The following is a 16,735-nucleotide window of genomic DNA, read 5'->3' as shown; positions in this document are numbered from 1 at the left end:
GCGCGCGACGCCCGTCAGTAGCCGGAGCCGGACAGGGCGGCCAGGCCCACGACGAAGAGCGCGAGCGTCGCGACCCCCACCCAGCCGAGCACGATCCCGGCGATCGCCATCCCGCGCCCGTCCTGCGGCGACTCGACGGGCGCGCGGCGGATCTGGGCCAGGGCCACGTACCCGAAGACCAGCGCGAGGAGGCTGCCCACCCAGTACAGCCACAGGATCCCGAGGATCATCGACGTCACCGCCAGCCCGTTGGTCCGCCGCGGCGCGTAGGGCAGGGCGTAGGGGTACGGGTAGGGCTGCGGCCCGGGGACCAGAGGACCGGCCGCGGCCGACGTCCCCGACGGGTAGGGCTGCGCCGGGGACGTCCCCGCGGCGTACGGCGCGGGCGGCGCGTACGGCGCGGGCGGCGCGTAGGGGGCCGGCGGCGGGGACACAGGCGTGTCGGTCGACCGGTGCGGCGGCTCGGCGGGGGTGCCCGTCGAGTACGCGTACGGGAGCGGCTGCGTCCCCTGGTCCTGCGGATGGTCCGCCGACGGCGGGGCGTAGGGGTCGTTCGGGTCGCTCACGGGGTGCTCCGGTCTGGTTCTCGAGGGACGTCCTCGAGCCTATCGGCAGGTCACGACGGCGACGAGGGGCTCAGCGCAGGTTCGCCCGGTGCCGACACCGTCAGCACCGCCCCCGCCACCGCCGGGTGCGCCACCACGTGGCGCTCGATCACGTCGAGGCGGAGCGCCACCGACGACTCGACGTCGTCGCCCGTGAGGTCCACCGCCGCCACCAGGTACACCGAGCGCGGTCCCACGAACTCCAGGCGCAGGTAGGTGACCCGGTCGACGTCCGGCAGCGCGAGCAGTGCGCGCAGCGCGGCGTCCCGCACCTCGGGACGCTTCACCTCCCCCACGAGGAACCGGCGGTTGCGGTCGATGAGGACGACGGCGACCACCCCCAGCAGGACGCCGATGACGATCGACCCCACGGCGTCCGGCACCGCCGACCCGGTGAGCTGGTGGGCCAGCACCCCCGCGAACGCGACGACGAGCCCGACCAGAGCGGCCGCGTCCTCGGCGACCACCGCCCGCAGCGTCGGGTCCGACGTGCCCACCACGTGGTCCAGCACGTCCTGCCGGGACGCCCGCGCCCCCGCGCGCGCCTGCCGGACCGCCTGGAGGAACGAGATCCCCTCCAGCACGAACGCGACCCCCAGCACCGCGTACGCGATCCCCAGGTTCTCCGCCGGCTCCGGGTGCACCAGCTCCTGGATGCCGTGCACCACCGACACCCCCGCGCCGACGGCGAACAGACCGATCGCGGCGAACATCGACCACACGTACGCCTCGCGCCCGAACCCCATCGGGTGGTCCGCGTCCGCGGGACGCCGCGACCGCTTGTCCGCGACGAGCAGGAACACCTCGTTGCCCGCGTCGGCCCACGAGTGCACCGCCTCCGCGAGCATCGACGCCGACCCCGTCAGCACCGCCGCCGCCGACTTCGCGATCGCGATCAGCAGGTTCGCGACGAACGCGACCACGACCGTCAGCGTGCTCTCCCCGCCGTGCTCCGACGCCACGACGCGGACGCTCCTGGGTTCCTCGACGCTCTGGGGGGAGTCCGGCATGGGGCCGGTCTACCAGCGGCGCCGGTCGAGCGCGCGGCGGAGCACGTCCCTTTCGCTGCGCGGCGTCCCCGGCACGTGGCCGACCGCTACGATCACCGCTCGACGCGGCCGCCGGTCGCCAGGGAGGGGCCGCCACCATGTGGATCGACGCCGAGGGCGGGACGCACACCGTCGCGCTGCCGGACCCCGGGTCCGTGATCGCACCGGGACTGCGCCGGCTGCTCTCCGCGGCCGGGCACGCGCAGCGGGACCGGGTCGCGACCGTGCTGATGGAGCAGATGGACGCCGTCTGGGAGGACGTCGAGGCTCGCGAGCTCCGCTCCGTCGGTACCGCGGGCGAGCCGTTCCCGTCGGGGATGCTCGTCGGCGCCACCACGACCGCGGACGACGCCACCGCCTCGGAAGCCGCGGCCGCCGCCGTCGACGCGCTCCCCGAGGAGTTCCGGCTCGACGGCATCGAGATCCTGCTCGACTTCCTGACCGAGCAGCACGACCGGAGTCCGCGGGGTCGCCTGGCGGCGGCGCGGCGGGCCGCCCGGACGGCCGTCAGCGCGGCGTTCACCCACGTCAGCGCCCGCCGGCGCCTGCGGTTCGCCTACGACGGCGGTGCGGACGCCGCGTACATCGGGCTCCGTCCGCGCGACAGGAGCCGCGCACCGCTGCAGGTCGTCGTCGACGACGAGCGTCTGCGCGGGACGGTCGTCCTCGATCTCGACGCGCACCAGAACCTCGTGGGGATCGAGCTGGTCGGCTGGACCGACCTGGTGGGCCCGGACGACGGCGCCACACGCGCGGACGACCCGCGCTGAGAGGTCGCGGGCCCGTACCGGTCAGCCGGCAACGGGTGCGGGGCGGTAGCGCAGCGCGACCGTCCCGGAGCGGAACTCCTGGCGGTCCACCAGCTCGAGCCGGATCCGCTCGCGCAGCCCGGCGAGCAGCGTCGGTCCGTGCCCGGCCAGGACCGGCTGCACGAGGAACACGTACTCGTCGATGAGCCCGAGGTCGGCGAGCGCCCGGGGCAGGGTCACCCCGCCGACGGACAGGAACTCGCCCGGTTCCTCCTTGAGCCGCTGGACGGCCTCCCCCAGGTCGCCGCGCAGCAGCTCGGCGTTCCAGTCGACGTCGTCGAGCGTGCTGGACACGACGTACTTCTTCTGCTGGTCGATGGCCTCGGCGAAGGGGGTGTCCCACTCCTGCATCCAGTCGGGCCACGGGCCGGTCTGGGGCCGCCGCCACGCGGACTCCATCATCTGGTAGGTGACGCGACCGAAGAGCAGGGCGCCGGCGCCTCGCGTCTCGGCGGTCCAGAAGTCCATCGACTCCGCGTCGGGCGGGACGCCGGCCTCGTGGTGGCAGCAGCCGTCGAGCGTGACGTTGATCGAATAGCGCAGCGGTCTCATCTCGCGGCTCTCCCTCGGGTGCGACGCGTCGGTGCGGACGGGTGATGAGACCACTGTCGGCGACGATCCTCATCGGTGCCCGCGCGCGTGCCGCGTCGTCGGGCGTGCGATCCGGTGCAATCTGCGCGCCGCCCCCTAAGGTAAGGGCGTGCTTCGCAAACGCTCCGCTGCCGACGGTCCCGTCGAGGTGCGAGGAGGACGGCTCGCCGACGAGTTCGACCGTGCCGCCGATCGCTACGACCTCCTGACCCGCCTCAACCCGGGCTACCACCGTGCGCTGCTCACCGCGGCGCGCGACCTGGTCTCGCGGCTGCCGCGGCGGGGCGGCGGCGAGCCGCTCGTGCTGTGGGACCTGGGGTGCGGCTCGGGCCTGTCCACGCGGGCGCTCCTCGACGCGGCCGGCGAGGACGCCGACGTCGTCGGGCTCGACGCGTCGGGCGGGATGCTGAGCCACGCCGAGGCGAAGCCCTGGCCGGAGGGCGTCCGGTTCGTGCAGGCCTTCGCGCAGGACCTGCCGAAGGTGGCGCGGGAGCAGGGCCGGGCGGAGGCGGACGGCGCGTTCGCCGCGTACCTCCTGCGCAACGTCCCCGAGGAGCAGCGCGACGACGTCGTGGCGGCGATCCGCGACCAGGTGCGGCCCGGCGGGTGGATCGCGTTGCAGGACTACCACGTGAAGGGTCGTCGGGTGTCCACGGCGGTCTGGACGGCCGTCTGCTGGGGCGTCGTCATGCCGTTGTCGGTGATCGTGCGGGGCAACCCGGCGATCTACCGCTACCTGTGGCGCAGCGTCGTGGACAACGACAGCACCACCCAGCTCGAGGCCCGTCTGGAACGCGCCGGGCTGACCGACGTCAGGTGGCGCACCGGCACCGGATGGCAGCGCGGCATCCTGCACACCGTGATGGCCCGTCGACCTGACGCGGACCCGGCATGAGCCGGCCCGTGCCGCCCGGTCGCGACCGCGGCGCCGTCCTCCACCCCGGCACGCCCGGTACCGAGCACCCCACCGACGACCGGCACGTGGTCGTCGTCGGGGGCGGCATCGCCGGCCTGGGCGCGGCGACGATCCTGGCCGAGCGCGGCGTCCGCGTGACGCTGCTCGAGGCGTGCGACCAGCTCGGCGGCCGGGTCCGCGCGTGGCCGCTCGCCGACGGCCCGGACGGCACGCCGGACGCCGGCGACGTCCCCCGGACGATGAGCCGCGGCTTCCACGCGTTCTTCCGGCAGTACTACACGCTGCGCGCGCTGCTGCGCCGCGCCGACCCGACGCTCTCCCACCTGGTGCCGGTCCCCGACTACCCGCTGCGTCGCGGCGACGGGCTCACCGACAGCTTCGCGTCGCTGCCGCTGACCCCGCCCGCCAACCTCGCCGCGTTCGTCGTGCGCAGCCCCACGTTCCCGCTGTCCGCGCTGCCGTCGGTGCACCTGCCCAGCGCGATCGAGCTCGTGTCGGTGTCCTACCCGGCGAGCCACGAGCGCTACGACGGCGAGTCCGCGCAGGACTTCCTCGACCGGCTGCGCTTCCCCGAGGGGGCGCGGCACCTCGCGCTGGAGGTCTTCGCCCGGTCGTTCTTCGCCCATCCGACCGAGTTCGGTGCCGGCGAGCTGGTCGGCATGTTTCACACGTACTTCGCGGGGTCGTCGGAGGGTCTGCTGTTCGACGTCCCCGACGACGACTACGACACCGCCCTGTGGGCGCCGCTGCGCCGCTACCTCGGCGAGCAGGGTGCCGACGTCCGCACGGGCACCCGGGTGGAGTCGCTCGGGCAGGACGAGGACGGGTCGTGGCGGGTGCGCACCGCGTCCGGCGAGATCGCCGCGGACGCGGTCGTGGTCGCCGCCGACCCTCGCGTCACCCGGGAGCTGCTCGCGCCGCTCGCCGGGGCGTCGGTCGACGGGCCCGGCACCCCCGAGCGCGCGGACTGGCACCGGCGCCTCGCCGCGGGTCGCAACGCCCCGCCGTTCGCCGTGCTCCGCCTGTGGCTGGACGGCCAGGTCGCCCCGGAGCGCGAGGCGTTCCTCGGCACCAGCGGCTACGACCTGCTCGACAACGTCACCGTCCTGGAGCGCTTCGAGCAGGGGGCGGCGGACTGGGCGCGCGAGCACGGCGGCTCGGTCGTGGAGCTGCACGCCTATGCGGCGGACCCCGCGCGCGACCCCGACCTCGCCGGCGACGGGCCGCGCGGGCTCGACACCGACCGGCTCCGGGCCCGCCTCCTGGCCGCGCTGCACGAGGTGTACCCCGAGACGCGCGGGCTGCTGGCCCTCCACGACGAGCTGCTCGTCGAGGACGACTGCGGCCTGGTCGGCACCGGGCCGTGGCGTGACCGGCTGACCGTCGACACCCCGTACCCGGGGCTGGCGCTGGCCGGCGACGGTCTGCGGGTCGACTGGCCGATCGCCCTCATGGAGCGCGCCGCAGTGACCGGCGTGCTGGCCGCCAACCACCTGCTGCAGGGCTGGGGCGTGCGCGGGGAGGACGTCTGGACCGTGCCGCTGCAGGGCGTGCTGCGACGCCGGCCGGACCTGTCGGGGGCGGGCGCCGCCGTCGCACGCACCGCCCGGGCCGTGCGCCACCGCCTCTCCCCCGCACGGCGATGACCGGGCGGCGGAGGGCGGTGCGACCGGGCGAACCGAGCACCCCGCGCGTGGAGCGGCAGGGCGCCGACGGCCGCGCCGGGGTGAGCACCGTGTGGCGCGTCCGTTCGCTCGAGACCGCGCGCCAGGTGCTGCGGGCGCGGCACGCGACGACGCAGGCCGGGTTCACCGCGGAGGCCATCCCCCGGGGCCGGCTCAAGCACCACCCGATCCTCGTGTCCGACGGGCCGCTGCACGACGAGCAGCGCAGCAAGGTCGCCCGGTTCTTCGCCCCCGTGGTCGTCGCCGAGCGCTACACCGCGCAGATGGAGGAGTGCGCGGACCGCCTGCTCGGCCGGACCGGGCCCGGAGGCCGGCTCACGCTGGACGAGCTCGCGCTGCACTACACGGTCGAGGTCACCGCCGAGGTGGTCGGCCTGACGGAGTCGTCCGTGCCGCGCATGTCCCGTCGGCTGGTCAGCTTCTTCCGCCAGCCGCCGTTCGACATCACCCGCCGTGACCTGGGGCGCACGCCCCGCCAGTGGATGCTGGCGGCGTGGAACGGGCTCCTGCCCGTGGGGCGCTTCTTCCTGGCGGACGTGCGTCCGGCGATCCGCGAGCGCCGACGGGAGCGGCGCGAGGACGTCATCAGCCATCTGATCGACGAGGGGTACACGGACGTCGACATCCTCGTCGAGTGCGTCACGTACGGCACGGCCGGGATGGTGACGACGCGCGAGTTCGTCACGATGGCGGCGTGGCACCTGCTGCGCGACGACGTCCTGCGCGAGCGGTACCTCGTCGCCGGGGAGCAGGAACGCTTCGCGATCCTGACCGAGATCATCCGGCTCGAACCGGTCGTGGGGCACCTGTACCGGCGCGCGCAGGAACCGATCGACGTCACCGACGGTGAGGACTCGTGGACGATCGAGGCGGGCGACCTCGTCGACGTGTGCGTGCGTCCCGCGAACGCGGACCCGCGGGCGACGGGCGAGGACGGCCTGGACCTGTGCCCCGGCCGCACCCTGCCGCGGGGCGTCAACGCCGCAGGACTCACCTTCGGCGACGGCGCCCACAAGTGTCCCGGCCAGCCGCTGGCGATCCTGGAGGCCGACGTCCTGCTCACCCGGCTCCTGGGTCGCGCACCGCGTGTGGTCCGCGAGCCGGAGGTGGGCTGGGACGACCTCATCGAGGGCTACACGCTGCGCGGGCTGGTGCTGGAGCTGCCGGCCGACGACCCGGGGAGCCGGTGACGGTACGTCCACGACGTCAGGGCCGTGACGAGCATCGCCAGCAGCACCCCGGTGAAGATGTGCACCGAACGGAAGTCGACGCCGAGCTCGCCGAGGGCGACCTGCACGGCCACCAGCACCGCCACCGCGAGCGCCAGCGCCACGTTGACCGGGCCGGCGGACCGGCGGAGCACGACGTAGACCCCCGCCGCCGCGACGGCGGCCGCGAGCGTCACCCAGGCGCCCGCCCGGTGCTGCACCAGGTATCCCGGCTGCCCGCCGAGCAGCGCCGCGGCCCAGCCCGCCTGCGCGACGACGCAGCTCAGCACGATCGTGGCGGCGCTGCGCAGCCAGATGAGGTGCGGGTGGGGCAGCGTGGGCAGGCGGGGTCCGCGTGCTGGGCTCATGACGGCCTCCCGTCGACGTAGGGTCGGTCACCATGATGAAGGACGTGGCGGTCGTCGGGCTCGGTCCGGCCGGGCGTGCCCTCGCCTCGCGGTGCGCCGCCCACGGGTCGTCGGTGCTGGCGGTCGACCCTCGGCCCGACGCGGTGTGGACCCCGACGTACGGCATCTGGGCCGACGAGCTCGGCGACCTGCCGTCCTCCGTCGTCCGCGCCCGGGCGGCGAACCCCGAGCTGCGGTCCGTCGGCGTGCACCCGCTCGACCGCGGCTACCTGGTGCTCGACAACGCGGCGCTGCAGGCCGCGCTGCCGCTGGACGACGTCGAGGTCCGCACCGGACGCCTCGACGACGCGCAGGTCGCCGCGCTGCGCGGCGAGGCCCGCGTGGTGGTCGACGCCCGCGGGGCACGCCCGGACGGGCTGCGAGCCGACGACCCGGCCCCGATGCAGACCGCCTACGGGATCGTCGTGCGGACCGAGGACGCCCTACCGGCCCTCCAGGGCGCCGAGTCGCTGCTCATGGACTGGCGCACCGACTGGTCCGCCGACGAACGGCCGACCGCCACCCCGACCTTCCTCTACGCCGTCCCCGTGGGTGACGACCGGATGCTCCTGGAGGAGACCTGCCTGGCCGCCGCGCCGGGAATGCCCGTCGCGGAGCTGCGGGGACGGCTGCGACGCCGCCTGCTGGCCCGCGGGGTCGACGCGCGCACCGTGGACGACCCGCTCGACCGGGAGGTCGTGCGGATCCCCATGCGCGGGCGGGGCGCTCCCCCGCCCCCCGGCGTCCTGGCCGTCGGTACCGCGGGACGTGGTGGGCACCTCATCACCGGCTACTCCGTCGCGCACTCCCTGCGCCGAGCGGACACGCTCGCCCAGGACCTCGCCCACGGGCACGCGCCCGACGACGCCGACCAGCTCGACGCCACCGAGCGCCTGCGCCAGGTCGGCCTGCGCGCGCTGCTCCGGCTCAGCACCCGAGGCACGCTGGAGCTCTTCGAGGGCTTCGGGCGTCTGCCGGCCGCCCTGCGACGAGGTCTCCTCTCCCGAGATGCCGGCACGACCGAGCTCGCACGCGCCATGTGGGGGATGTTCGCGGCGATGCCCGTGGCCGCCCAGGCGGAGCTGGTCCGCGCTACGACGGGCCTCCCCCGCGCGCGCTCCTGAGCGGCATGATCCCCGAGTACACGCTATCCGTTTTCGTTTTCTTCGATTAAGGTCAGGGTATGGCCGCGCCAGCAGCAGTTCCCGTGACGTTCGCGACACCCGACGACTCGGAGGCTCTCGCGTCGGTCTCGCGCATCCTCCACGGTCACGACATGCCTGCGCTGGTGGGGCCCGACGGCGAGGAGATCACGCTGCCGCTGAACGTCTACGAGATCCTCAAGGACGTCGTGGACGCCATGCAGCAGGGCAAGGGCATCTCGGTGGTGCCGCGCGACACCATCATGACGACGCAGCAGGCCGCGGACTTCCTCGGGATCTCCCGCCCGACGCTGGTCGGGCTGCTCGAGGACGGGCAGATCCCGTTCACGAAGCCGGGCCGTCACCGTCGGGTGCGCCTTGCGGATCTGGACTCGTTCCAGCGTCGCCACACGGCTGCACGTCGTGAGGCCCTCGACGAGCTGACCCGTGAGGCGACCGAGGGACCGGTGACGACCGGGTTCGTCCAGACCCGGTAGAGCGGCTGATGTACTCGGCGGTCCTGGATGCGTGCGTGCTCATTCCGTATCCGCTGTTCGACGTGCTGCTGCGCTGCGCGGACAAGGGCATGTACCGCCCCCTGTGGTCCGCCGAGATCCTCGACGAGACGCAGCGGAACCTGATCAAGCATCTGGGCCTGGAGCCGGAGAGGGCCGCCAAGCGGGTGAGCACGATGCGCCGGGTGTTCCCCGACGCGACGGTGACCGGACACGAGGGCCTCGTCCCCGCCATGACGAACGATCCCAAGGATCGTCACGTCATGGCGGCGGCCGTGCGGGCGAACACGGGCCTGATCGTGACCGCGAACCTCAAGGACTTCGCACCCGAGCACCTCGAGCCGTACGGAGTCGCAGCCATCCACCCGGACGACTTCCTCCTGGACCTGCTGGACCTCAACCAGGTCGCGGTGATCCGCACGTTGCACCAGATACTCGCCCGGAACGCGAACCCTCCGACCAGCGTGCTCGAGCTCGTCGCGACGCTCGAGGAGACGGTGCCCCAGTTCGCCGCCGAGCTCACTGCACTGATGAGGTAACCACACCGCCCATCATGCGAACAGGCCGCAGCGGACGCTGCCCGGGAGTCGCTGCGGCAAGATTTCAGAACCACCCGTACACGTCGGTCGAGGTGACAGGATCTGAATCTGTGACCCCCTGCGCCCGACGGCGGGACTGCTGCACGGATAGGTGAACTGACCTGTGATGCCTGATGGCGGTGACGGATGCCATGCTTCCCGTGCTCACGTCGGGCCGGCAGATGACGGCGACGAGGCTGAGAACCTCAGTGAGAACCTCAATGGCCCTTCCCACGGGTTCGCCCACCTGCTCCGAGTGGTATCGGTGCAGGTGGGCGGTGGTCGGGGTGACAGGATTTGAACCTGCGACCCTCTGCTCCCAAAGCAGATGCGCTACCAAACTGCGCCACACCCCGTGGTACCCGTCCGCCCTCGGGACGGCGGGTCCGGCGTCAGTGTAGTGGCCGGTCGTCGCGGTCCGGCACGGCACCGGCCCGGATCGACGGCTCGAGCCGGTCGTGGCACGGACCAGGGCGGGGCCTTTGCTAGGCTGACGCCGCATCCCGACGCACGTCGTCGGGCATCGTCGCGGGCGTAGCTCAATGGTAGAGCCCCAGTCTTCCAAACTGGCTACGCGGGTTCGATTCCCGTCGCCCGCTCCGCAGACCGAAGGGCGACCCGGATGATCCGGGTCGCCCTTCGTCGTCCTCCGGGGCAGGGTGAGCACCACCGTGGCCGGCGGCGGGCACCCGCTTTCCATCGATCGTGTCGATGGGTGGGCACGGTCTTGTCGATCGGTCCGGGGGTGGCTAGTCTGGCCCTGCGGGCCGCGTCCCGCGCCTCGGCGTGCGCGCGATCCCGCCGGACCACGAGATCAGGGAGGCAGGCACAGATGACCCGGACGACGTCCTCGGTCGGTGCTCGCACGTGCACGCCGTCGTCGGCGCACGGCCTCCCGGTGGTCCCCTGCTGCTGTCGCTAGAGCGTCCACGTCACGCCTGACCCGCCGGGTCGCGGCGACCGTGCGACGCTCGCCGGCCCTCCCCGCTCACGGACGCTCCCGCGCACCTGCGCGCCGCGCCGTCCGGACCTCGCCCCGCACCATCGCACCCCACCGAAGGATCATCACCATGGCCACCATCTACGACGACGCCACGAAGCTCATCGGCCGCACCCCGCTGGTCCGCATCAACCGGCTCACCGAGGGCGCCGGCGCCACGGTGCTCGCCAAGCTCGAGTTCTACAACCCCGCCAGCTCGGTCAAGGACCGCATCGGCGTCTCGATCGTCGACGCCGCGGAGGCGTCGGGCGAGCTGAAGCCGGGCGGCACCATCGTCGAGGGCACGTCGGGCAACACCGGCATCGCGCTGGCGTTCGTGGGCGCGGCCCGCGGCTACAACGTGGTGCTCGCCATGCCGGAGACGATGTCGAAGGAGCGCCGCGCCCTGCTGCGCGCGTACGGCGCCGAGCTCATCCTCACCCCGGCCGCCGAGGGCATGAAGGGCGCCGTCGCCGCCGCCGAGAAGATCGCCGCGGAGCGTCCGGGCGCCATCCTCGCCCGCCAGTTCGCGAACGAGGCCAACCCGAAGATCCACCGCGAGACCACGGCCGAGGAGATCTGGGCCGACACCGACGGCGAGGTCGACATCCTCATCGCCGGCGTCGGCACGGGCGGCACCATCACGGGCGTCGGCCAGGTGCTCAAGGAGCGCAAGCCCGGCGTGCAGATCATCGCCGTGGAGCCCGAGGAGTCGCCCATCCTCAACGGCGGCGCCCCCGGCCCGCACAAGATCCAGGGCATCGGCGCGAACTTCGTCCCGGAGATCCTCGACACGAACGTCTACGACGAGGTCGTCGACATCAACGCGGAGACCGCGGTGGAGTGGGCCAAGCGGTCCGCCCAGGAGGAGGGCCTGCTCGTGGGCATCTCGTCCGGCGCGGCCCTCGCGGCGGCGGCGCAGGTCGCGGCCCGTCCCGAGAACGCGGGCAAGACGATCGTCGTCATCATCCCGAGCTTCGGTGAGCGCTACCTGTCGACCGTCCTCTTCTCCGACCTGCTGGACTGACGTGACACCGGACCACGACGAGACCGACCACCCCATGCCGAACGGTCACCGGCCGGGCCTGCGGCACCTGCTCGACATCCTCGGTGAGGACCTCGGCGCCGCGCACGCCCACGACCCGGCGGCACGCAGCCGGATCGAGGTGGCGCTCGCCTACCCGGGCGTCCACGCGCTGTGGACGCACCGGGTGGCGCACCGCATGTGGCACCGGCCGGGCCTGCGGCTGCCCGCACGGCTGGTGTCCCAGCTCGCGCGGTGGCTCACGGGGATCGAGATCCACCCGGGGGCGCGGATCGGACGCCGGCTGTTCATCGACCACGGCATGGGTGTCGTGATCGGGCAGACGACGGTGATCGGCGACGACTGCGTGCTCTTCCACGGCTCCACCCTGGGTGGCCGGTCGATGGCGAAGGGCAAGCGGCACCCCACGCTCGGGGACCGCGTGATGGTCGGCGCCGGCGCGAAGGTCCTCGGTCCGCTGTGGATCGGCAACGACGTGCAGGTGGGCGCGAACGCGGTGGTGACGAAGGACGTCCCGGCGGGCATGGTGGCCGTCGGCGTCCCGGCGATCGTCCGGGCGCCCGGCCACCGGCCGGACCACGGCCAGCACGTCGAGGACGCCTCGGAGCTGCTCGAGTACGTCATCTGACCGGCCCGGCGACGGCCCGGGGTCGTGCACGATCCGTCGTGCGCGACCCCGGGCCGTCGTCCGTCCACGGACGAACCGCCGTCGCGCCCTCGCAGGTCGCGGACGCCGGGCCCTGCGCCCGGGAGATCTGATTGCGATTCGGCAACGAGCCTTGTAGGCGTCCTTGCCGAGGACTAGAAAGGAACGCGGTGCGGTGCAATGGCGCTCCGCACCACTTCTCTTCCCCGTCCCACCCGTCCACGGGACCATGCTGCGCCGACTCGGCACCAACTTGTTCTAGTTGCCATAGAACAACTACAGTGGCGGCATGCTCTGGACCATCGACGCCGCGAGCGACGAGCCGCTCTACGCCCAGCTCGTCGCGCAGGCGCGGGTCGCCGCGGCCCGTGGCGACCTGACGCCGGGCGACCGGCTGCCCTCCGCACGCGAGCTCGCGTCGTCGCTCGACCTCAACGTCCACACGGTGCTCAAGGCCTACCGGCAGCTCCGCGACGACGGTCTGGTCGAGCTCCGCCGCGGTCGCGGCGCGGTCGTGACCGCCCGTGCCGCCACGGACATCGGTGCCGTGGAGCACGCCCTCGCCGCGTTCGTCGCGGCCGCCCGGTCGGCCCGGCTCTCCCCCGAGGCCGCCACCACCCTCGTCAAGGAGGCGATGAGACGATGACGACACCCCCTCGCAGCGACCGGCCCGGCTGGCGCCGGCTCGCCCGCCGCTCGACGGCCTGGTCCGCGGCGGCCGCCGTCGGCCTGGTGCTCGCGGCCGCGGTCGTGACCCTGGCGGCCCAGGACGACCTGCCCGCCCGCGTGGCCTCCCACTGGGGTCCCGGCGGGGTGCCGGACGACACGATGGCGCTCACCACCTTCCTGTGGGCCGACGTCGCGCTCGTGCTGTCCCTCGTCGCGCTCTTCTCGGCGATCAGCCTCGCCTGGGGGTCCAGCGCGTCCACGCGGCGCATGACGGCGGCGGCGAACGTGTGGTCCGGCGGTCTGGGTGCGACGCTCCTGCTGGTCACCGTGGTGCTGCAGCGCGGCGTCACCGACGTCTCGACCGTCGCCATGCCGGGCGGGGCCCTCGTCGCGGTGCTGCTCGGCCCCCTGGTGCTCGCCGTGCCGGCGGCGCTCCTCGTGGCCGGCGACCCGGCGCAGCCCGCCACCGACCCGGTGGAGCCGGACGCCGCACGCGCCGGGCTGGCCGCGGACGAGCGCGCCGTGTGGTTCCGCACGACGCAGGGCGGGCCGGGCACCGTCATCGCCGTCGTCGCGATCCTGACGGTCACCCTGCTGGCGATCGTCCTGCAGATGTGGGCGCTGCTGGCGGTACCCGTCCTGCTCGTCGGGGTGTTCGCCGCGATGTTCTCCTTCACGGTGCGGGTGGACTCCGCGGGCATGCGCGTACGTTCCGCGCTGGGCTGGCCCCGCACGCAGGTCCCCGCCGACGAGGTGGTGCGCGCCTCGGTCGTCGACGTCTCGCCGCTGGGCGACTTCGGTGGCTGGGGCTGGCGCGTCGGGTTCCACGGGGGCCGGGTCGGCGTGGTGCTGCGCTCCGGCGAGGGGCTGCTGGTCGAGCGCACGGGCGAGCGGTCGCTCGTGGTCACGGTGGACGACGCGGCCACGGCCGCCGCGCTGCTCAACACGATGGCGGACCGGGCGCGCGCACGCACCGGGGGCGGTGGCGGCGTCCGCTAGGGTGTCGGGTACCCGGAACGGCGCGTCCCGGGTACCCGACTCGACGAGGAGCCCCATGACCACCCTGCGCATCGGCATCCAGACCGGCTACTGGTCCCGCCGGCCCCCGGCCGGCGTCGTGGAGATGCTGCAGGCCGCCGAGGCCGCGGGCCTCGACTCCGTCTGGACCGCCGAGGCCTACGGGTCCGACGCCTTCACGCCGCTCGCCTGGTGGGGCTCGCACACCACCCGGCTGCGGCTCGGCACCGGGATCGCGCAGATGGCCGCCCGCACGCCCACCGCCACCGCCATGCACGCCCTCACGCTCGACCACCTGTCGGGCGGCCGGTTCGTCCTCGGCCTCGGGGCGTCCGGCCCGCAGGTCGTCGAGGGCTGGTACGGCCAGCCGTACCGGCGGCCGCTCGCCCGCACCCGCGAGTTCGTCGAGATCGTGCGCGAGGTGATCGCCCGCGAGCGCCCCGTGACGTACGACGGCGAGTTCTACACCCTGCCCGTCGGCGCGGACACGCCCGGCGCGACCGGCCTGGGGCGGGCGCTCAAGCCCACCGTGCACCCGCTGCGCGCCGACCTGCCGATCGTCCTCGCGGCGCAGGGCCCGAAGAACGTCGCGCTGGCCGCGGAGATCGCCGACGGCTGGATGGCGGGCTTCTACCCGGCGCGCCACGACGCCGAGCTGCGTGCCCTGCTGGCGGAGGGCTTCGCGGCGCGCGCCGACGAGCGCTCCCGCCCCGAGGACTTCGAGGTCCTGGCGACCGTCCCCGTCGTGGTCCGCGACGACGTCGAGTCCGCGGCGGACGTCGTGCGCCCCCACATCGCGCTGTACGTCGGCGGGATGGGCGCCAAGGAGGCGAACTTCCACAAGGCGTCGCTCGACCGGCTCGGGTACGCCGAGGTCACGGACGAGGTGCAGCGGCTGTTCCTCGCCGGACGCAAGGAGGACGCCGCCCGTGCGGTGCCGACCGAGCTGGTCGAGGAGGTCGCGCTCGTCGGCCCCGCCACCAAGGTCCGCACCGACCTCGCCCGCTGGGAGGGCACGGCCCTGACGACGCTGCTCGCGCAGGGCGACCCGGCGTCCGTCGCGGCGCTGCTGGGCGCCTGAGCGTCAGGGCAGCCAGACGGCGCGCCGCAGGTCCACGCGGCGCCCGTCGCGGGTGAGCGGGCAGCCCTCGGCGCGCAGCTCGGCCAGCGCCGTGTCGAGGTGGCGTGCCGGGGGCGAGCCCGCGGCGTTCACGACCCGCCACCACGCGACGCCCGACCCGGCACGCGCCATGACCTGACCGACCTGACGGGGCCCGCCGCGCCCGAGGACGTCCGCGACGGCCTCGGCGACGATCCCGTACGTCGTCGCCCGACCGGCCGGTACCTGCTCGACGACGGCCAGGACCTCGTCGAGGTACTCCTCGGCCGTCGTCGGCGCGTCCGGGTCGGAGCCGGGGTCGGAGCCGGGGACGGCGCGGGGCGGGCGGGACGGCATGCCCCGACTATGACACCCGCCACCGACCGGCGGACACGTCCCGGGCGACCTCCGGCGATATCGGGTGGCGCTGCCCGCCCGCCACCCCCCACGATCGGGGCATGGACCCTGCCTCCGGCCTGCCTGCCGGCTACCGCTTCCGCACGCTCACCGCCGACGACGCCCGGGCGGCGACGCAGCTCGACACCTGGGCGTTCCCGACGGGCGTCTCCCTGGACGAGCTCGACAAGCTTCCTTCCCCGCTGACGTGGGACCGCACCGTCGCGGTCGAGGTCACCCGCGAGGACGGCGCGACGTCGCTGGCGGCGATGCACTCCTCGTACCCGTTCTCGCGGTTCGAGGTGCCGGGCGGCACGCTGCCGACGGCGGGGCTGACGTGGGTGGGGGTGCACCCGCAGCACCGGCGTCGCGGCCTCGCCACGGCGATGATCGACCGGCACCTGGCCCGCTGCCGGGAGCGCGGCGAGCCGCTGTCGGCGCTGTTCGCCGCGGAGTACGCGATCTACGGCCGGTTCGGGTACGGCAAGGCCGCCGACGACGTCCGCCTGACCATCCCGCGGGGCGCCCGGCTGCGCGACGTCCCCGGCGCGGCGGACCACACGGTGCGGATCGAGGACGCCGACCGGGACCGGCACGGCGTCCTCGTGGACGCCGTGCACCGGGCGGCGGGACGCGCCCCCGGCGGGCTGGGCGTGAACCGCCCCGGGTGGGCCACCCGCGAGTCGGGCGAGCTCCAGGCGCACTTCTGGGCGGACTCCCCCGCGTTCCGGGGCGGGCAGGAGTCGCGGCGCGTCGTCGTGGTGGAGCGTGACGGGCGGCCGCGCGGGTACGCGCTGCTGCGCCGCAAGCTGGAGTGGGTGCCCACGGGCACGAACGGCACGGTGTCGGTGTCCGAGGCCGTCGCGCTGGACGCGGCGGCGGCGCGGGCCCTGTGGGGCGTGCTGGTGGACCTGGACCTCATGACGCAGACCCGCACGTTCATCCTCGCGCCCGACGACGCCGTGCTCACCCTGCTGGAGAACCCCCGCGCGGCCGCGCAGCAGCGGGTCGACAACGTGTGGGTGCGGCTCGTCGACCTGCCGGTCGCGCTGGCGGGGCGGCAGTACGCGGCGGACGTCGACGTGACGCTCGCGGTGCGCGACGTGCGGCTGCCCGACAACGCGGGCGTGTGGCGGCTGCGGGCCACGGCGTTCGGGCCGGCGTCGTGCGAGGCGGTCGACGTCCCGCCCGCCGAGGCGGACCTCGCGCTCGACGTGCGCGAGCTGGGCGCCGCCTACCTGGGCGGCACGTCCCTGGCGGTCCTCGCCACGGCGGGCCTCGTCGACGAGCGCGCCCCCGGCGCGCTGGCGGCCGCGAGCACGGCGTTCGGCTGGCCGGTGGCGCCGGTCTGCTCCTGGGTCTTCTGACCCGGCGCCGCG

18 protein-coding genes and 2 tRNA genes are annotated in these 16,735 nt (G+C 74.3%); 14 read left to right on the top strand and 6 right to left on the bottom strand.

All coding sequences use genetic code 11. The features are described from left to right. Positions 1 to 14: 14 nt before the first annotated feature. Together ATJ88_RS06760 and ATJ88_RS06755 are read right to left on the bottom strand one after the other, a co-directional pair. Positions 15 to 566: a DUF4190 domain-containing protein gene (locus ATJ88_RS06760; RefSeq protein WP_098463160.1), complete on the bottom strand. Its 552-nt coding sequence runs from the start codon at positions 564 to 566 to the stop codon at positions 15 to 17. A gap of 50 nt (positions 567 to 616) precedes the next feature. Continuing rightward, positions 617 to 1,615, bottom strand: coding sequence for a cation diffusion facilitator family transporter (locus ATJ88_RS06755; RefSeq protein ID WP_098463159.1), 999 nt, complete (start codon positions 1,613 to 1,615; stop codon positions 617 to 619). A gap of 137 nt (positions 1,616 to 1,752) precedes the next feature. On the opposite strand from ATJ88_RS06755, the gene ATJ88_RS06750 reads away from it, so the two are divergent. Next, positions 1,753 to 2,424: a DUF2283 domain-containing protein gene (locus tag ATJ88_RS06750; protein ID WP_098463158.1), complete on the top strand. Its 672-nt coding sequence runs from the start codon at positions 1,753 to 1,755 to the stop codon at positions 2,422 to 2,424. A 21-nt stretch (positions 2,425 to 2,445) separates the two neighbouring features. On the opposite strand, the gene ATJ88_RS06745 is transcribed toward ATJ88_RS06750, so the two are convergent. Next, the gene (locus ATJ88_RS06745) at positions 2,446 to 3,015 is read right to left on the bottom strand and encodes a dihydrofolate reductase family protein (RefSeq protein ID WP_098463157.1); all 570 of its coding nucleotides are present in this window, start codon (positions 3,013 to 3,015) and stop codon (positions 2,446 to 2,448) included. Between the two features lie 148 nt (positions 3,016 to 3,163). On the opposite strand from ATJ88_RS06745, the gene ATJ88_RS06740 reads away from it, so the two are divergent. Genes ATJ88_RS06740 through ATJ88_RS06730 form a run of 3 tightly spaced genes read left to right on the top strand, consistent with a single transcriptional unit; the run spans position 3,164 to position 6,845 of the window. Further along, on the top strand, positions 3,164 to 3,949 hold the full coding sequence (locus tag ATJ88_RS06740; RefSeq protein ID WP_211287478.1) for a methyltransferase domain-containing protein: 786 nt from the start codon (positions 3,164 to 3,166) through the stop codon (positions 3,947 to 3,949). Continuing rightward, complete coding sequence (locus tag ATJ88_RS06735; RefSeq protein ID WP_098463156.1) at positions 3,946 to 5,616, top strand: FAD-dependent oxidoreductase; 1,671 nt, start codon at positions 3,946 to 3,948, stop codon at positions 5,614 to 5,616. The genes ATJ88_RS06740 and ATJ88_RS06735 overlap by 4 nt, the downstream gene beginning before the upstream one ends. Positions 5,617 to 5,663: 47 nt before the next feature. Continuing rightward, positions 5,664 to 6,845: a cytochrome P450 gene (locus tag ATJ88_RS06730; RefSeq protein WP_245852197.1), complete on the top strand. Its 1,182-nt coding sequence runs from the start codon at positions 5,664 to 5,666 to the stop codon at positions 6,843 to 6,845. Here ATJ88_RS06730 and ATJ88_RS06725 read toward each other — a convergent pair. Then, positions 6,788 to 7,231 (bottom strand): hypothetical protein, encoded by a 444-nt coding sequence (locus tag ATJ88_RS06725; protein WP_098463154.1) that lies wholly within the window; start codon positions 7,229 to 7,231, stop codon positions 6,788 to 6,790. The two genes, ATJ88_RS06730 and ATJ88_RS06725, sit on opposite strands and share 58 nt — an antisense overlap. A gap of 32 nt (positions 7,232 to 7,263) precedes the next feature. On the opposite strand from ATJ88_RS06725, the gene ATJ88_RS06720 reads away from it, so the two are divergent. The 3 genes from ATJ88_RS06720 (at position 7,264) to ATJ88_RS06710 (ending at position 9,466) form a co-directional block, all read left to right on the top strand. Further along, positions 7,264 to 8,394, top strand: coding sequence for a lycopene cyclase family protein (locus tag ATJ88_RS06720; protein ID WP_098463153.1), 1,131 nt, complete (start codon positions 7,264 to 7,266; stop codon positions 8,392 to 8,394). A 152-nt stretch (positions 8,395 to 8,546) separates the two neighbouring features. After that, entirely contained in the window at positions 8,547 to 8,909 is a 363-nt protein-coding gene (locus ATJ88_RS06715) for a helix-turn-helix domain-containing protein (protein WP_211287477.1), read from the top strand. 8 nt (positions 8,910 to 8,917) lie between these two features. Further along, positions 8,918 to 9,466 carry a PIN domain-containing protein gene (locus ATJ88_RS06710; RefSeq protein ID WP_211287476.1) on the top strand — a complete coding sequence of 183 codons (549 nt, stop codon included), beginning with the start codon at positions 8,918 to 8,920 and terminating at the stop codon, positions 9,464 to 9,466. Positions 9,467 to 9,784: 318 nt separating this feature from the next. Here the strand turns inward: ATJ88_RS06710 and ATJ88_RS06700 are convergent. Then, a tRNA-Pro gene (locus ATJ88_RS06700) sits at positions 9,785 to 9,861 on the bottom strand. Between the two features lie 172 nt (positions 9,862 to 10,033). Between ATJ88_RS06700 and ATJ88_RS06695 the strand changes: the two genes are divergently transcribed. The 6 genes from ATJ88_RS06695 (at position 10,034) to ATJ88_RS06670 (ending at position 14,942) form a co-directional block, all read left to right on the top strand. Next, positions 10,034 to 10,104: transfer RNA gene (locus ATJ88_RS06695), tRNA-Gly, on the top strand. Between the two features lie 471 nt (positions 10,105 to 10,575). Then, entirely contained in the window at positions 10,576 to 11,511 is a 936-nt protein-coding gene (gene cysK / locus ATJ88_RS06690; RefSeq protein ID WP_098463149.1) for a cysteine synthase A, read from the top strand. Between the two features lie 34 nt (positions 11,512 to 11,545). Next, the gene (epsC, locus tag ATJ88_RS06685; RefSeq protein ID WP_098465174.1) at positions 11,546 to 12,157 is read left to right on the top strand and encodes a serine O-acetyltransferase EpsC; all 612 of its coding nucleotides are present in this window, start codon (positions 11,546 to 11,548) and stop codon (positions 12,155 to 12,157) included. A gap of 307 nt (positions 12,158 to 12,464) precedes the next feature. Beyond that, on the top strand, positions 12,465 to 12,821 hold the full coding sequence (locus ATJ88_RS06680; RefSeq protein WP_098463148.1) for a GntR family transcriptional regulator: 357 nt from the start codon (positions 12,465 to 12,467) through the stop codon (positions 12,819 to 12,821). Next, the gene (locus ATJ88_RS06675) at positions 12,818 to 13,843 is read left to right on the top strand and encodes a DUF1648 domain-containing protein (protein WP_098463147.1); all 1,026 of its coding nucleotides are present in this window, start codon (positions 12,818 to 12,820) and stop codon (positions 13,841 to 13,843) included. The genes ATJ88_RS06680 and ATJ88_RS06675 overlap by 4 nt, the downstream gene beginning before the upstream one ends. A 64-nt stretch (positions 13,844 to 13,907) precedes the next feature. After that, entirely contained in the window at positions 13,908 to 14,942 is a 1,035-nt protein-coding gene (locus ATJ88_RS06670; RefSeq protein WP_098465172.1) for an LLM class F420-dependent oxidoreductase, read from the top strand. 3 nt (positions 14,943 to 14,945) lie between these two features. Here the strand turns inward: ATJ88_RS06670 and ATJ88_RS06665 are convergent, their stop codons facing one another. Continuing rightward, positions 14,946 to 15,317, bottom strand: coding sequence for an MGMT family protein (locus tag ATJ88_RS06665; RefSeq protein WP_245852196.1), 372 nt, complete (start codon positions 15,315 to 15,317; stop codon positions 14,946 to 14,948). 101 nt (positions 15,318 to 15,418) lie between these two features. On the opposite strand from ATJ88_RS06665, the gene ATJ88_RS06660 reads away from it, so the two are divergent. Beyond that, positions 15,419 to 16,723, top strand: coding sequence for a GNAT family N-acetyltransferase (locus tag ATJ88_RS06660; protein WP_098463146.1), 1,305 nt, complete (start codon positions 15,419 to 15,421; stop codon positions 16,721 to 16,723). Positions 16,724 to 16,735: the final 12 nt, after the last annotated feature.

Source organism: Isoptericola jiangsuensis (assembly GCF_002563715.1).
Classification (GTDB): domain Bacteria; phylum Actinomycetota; class Actinomycetes; order Actinomycetales; family Cellulomonadaceae; genus Isoptericola; species Isoptericola jiangsuensis.
Note: the sequence above shows the minus strand (reverse complement) of the source record. Positions and strands in the feature narration are given on the sequence as shown.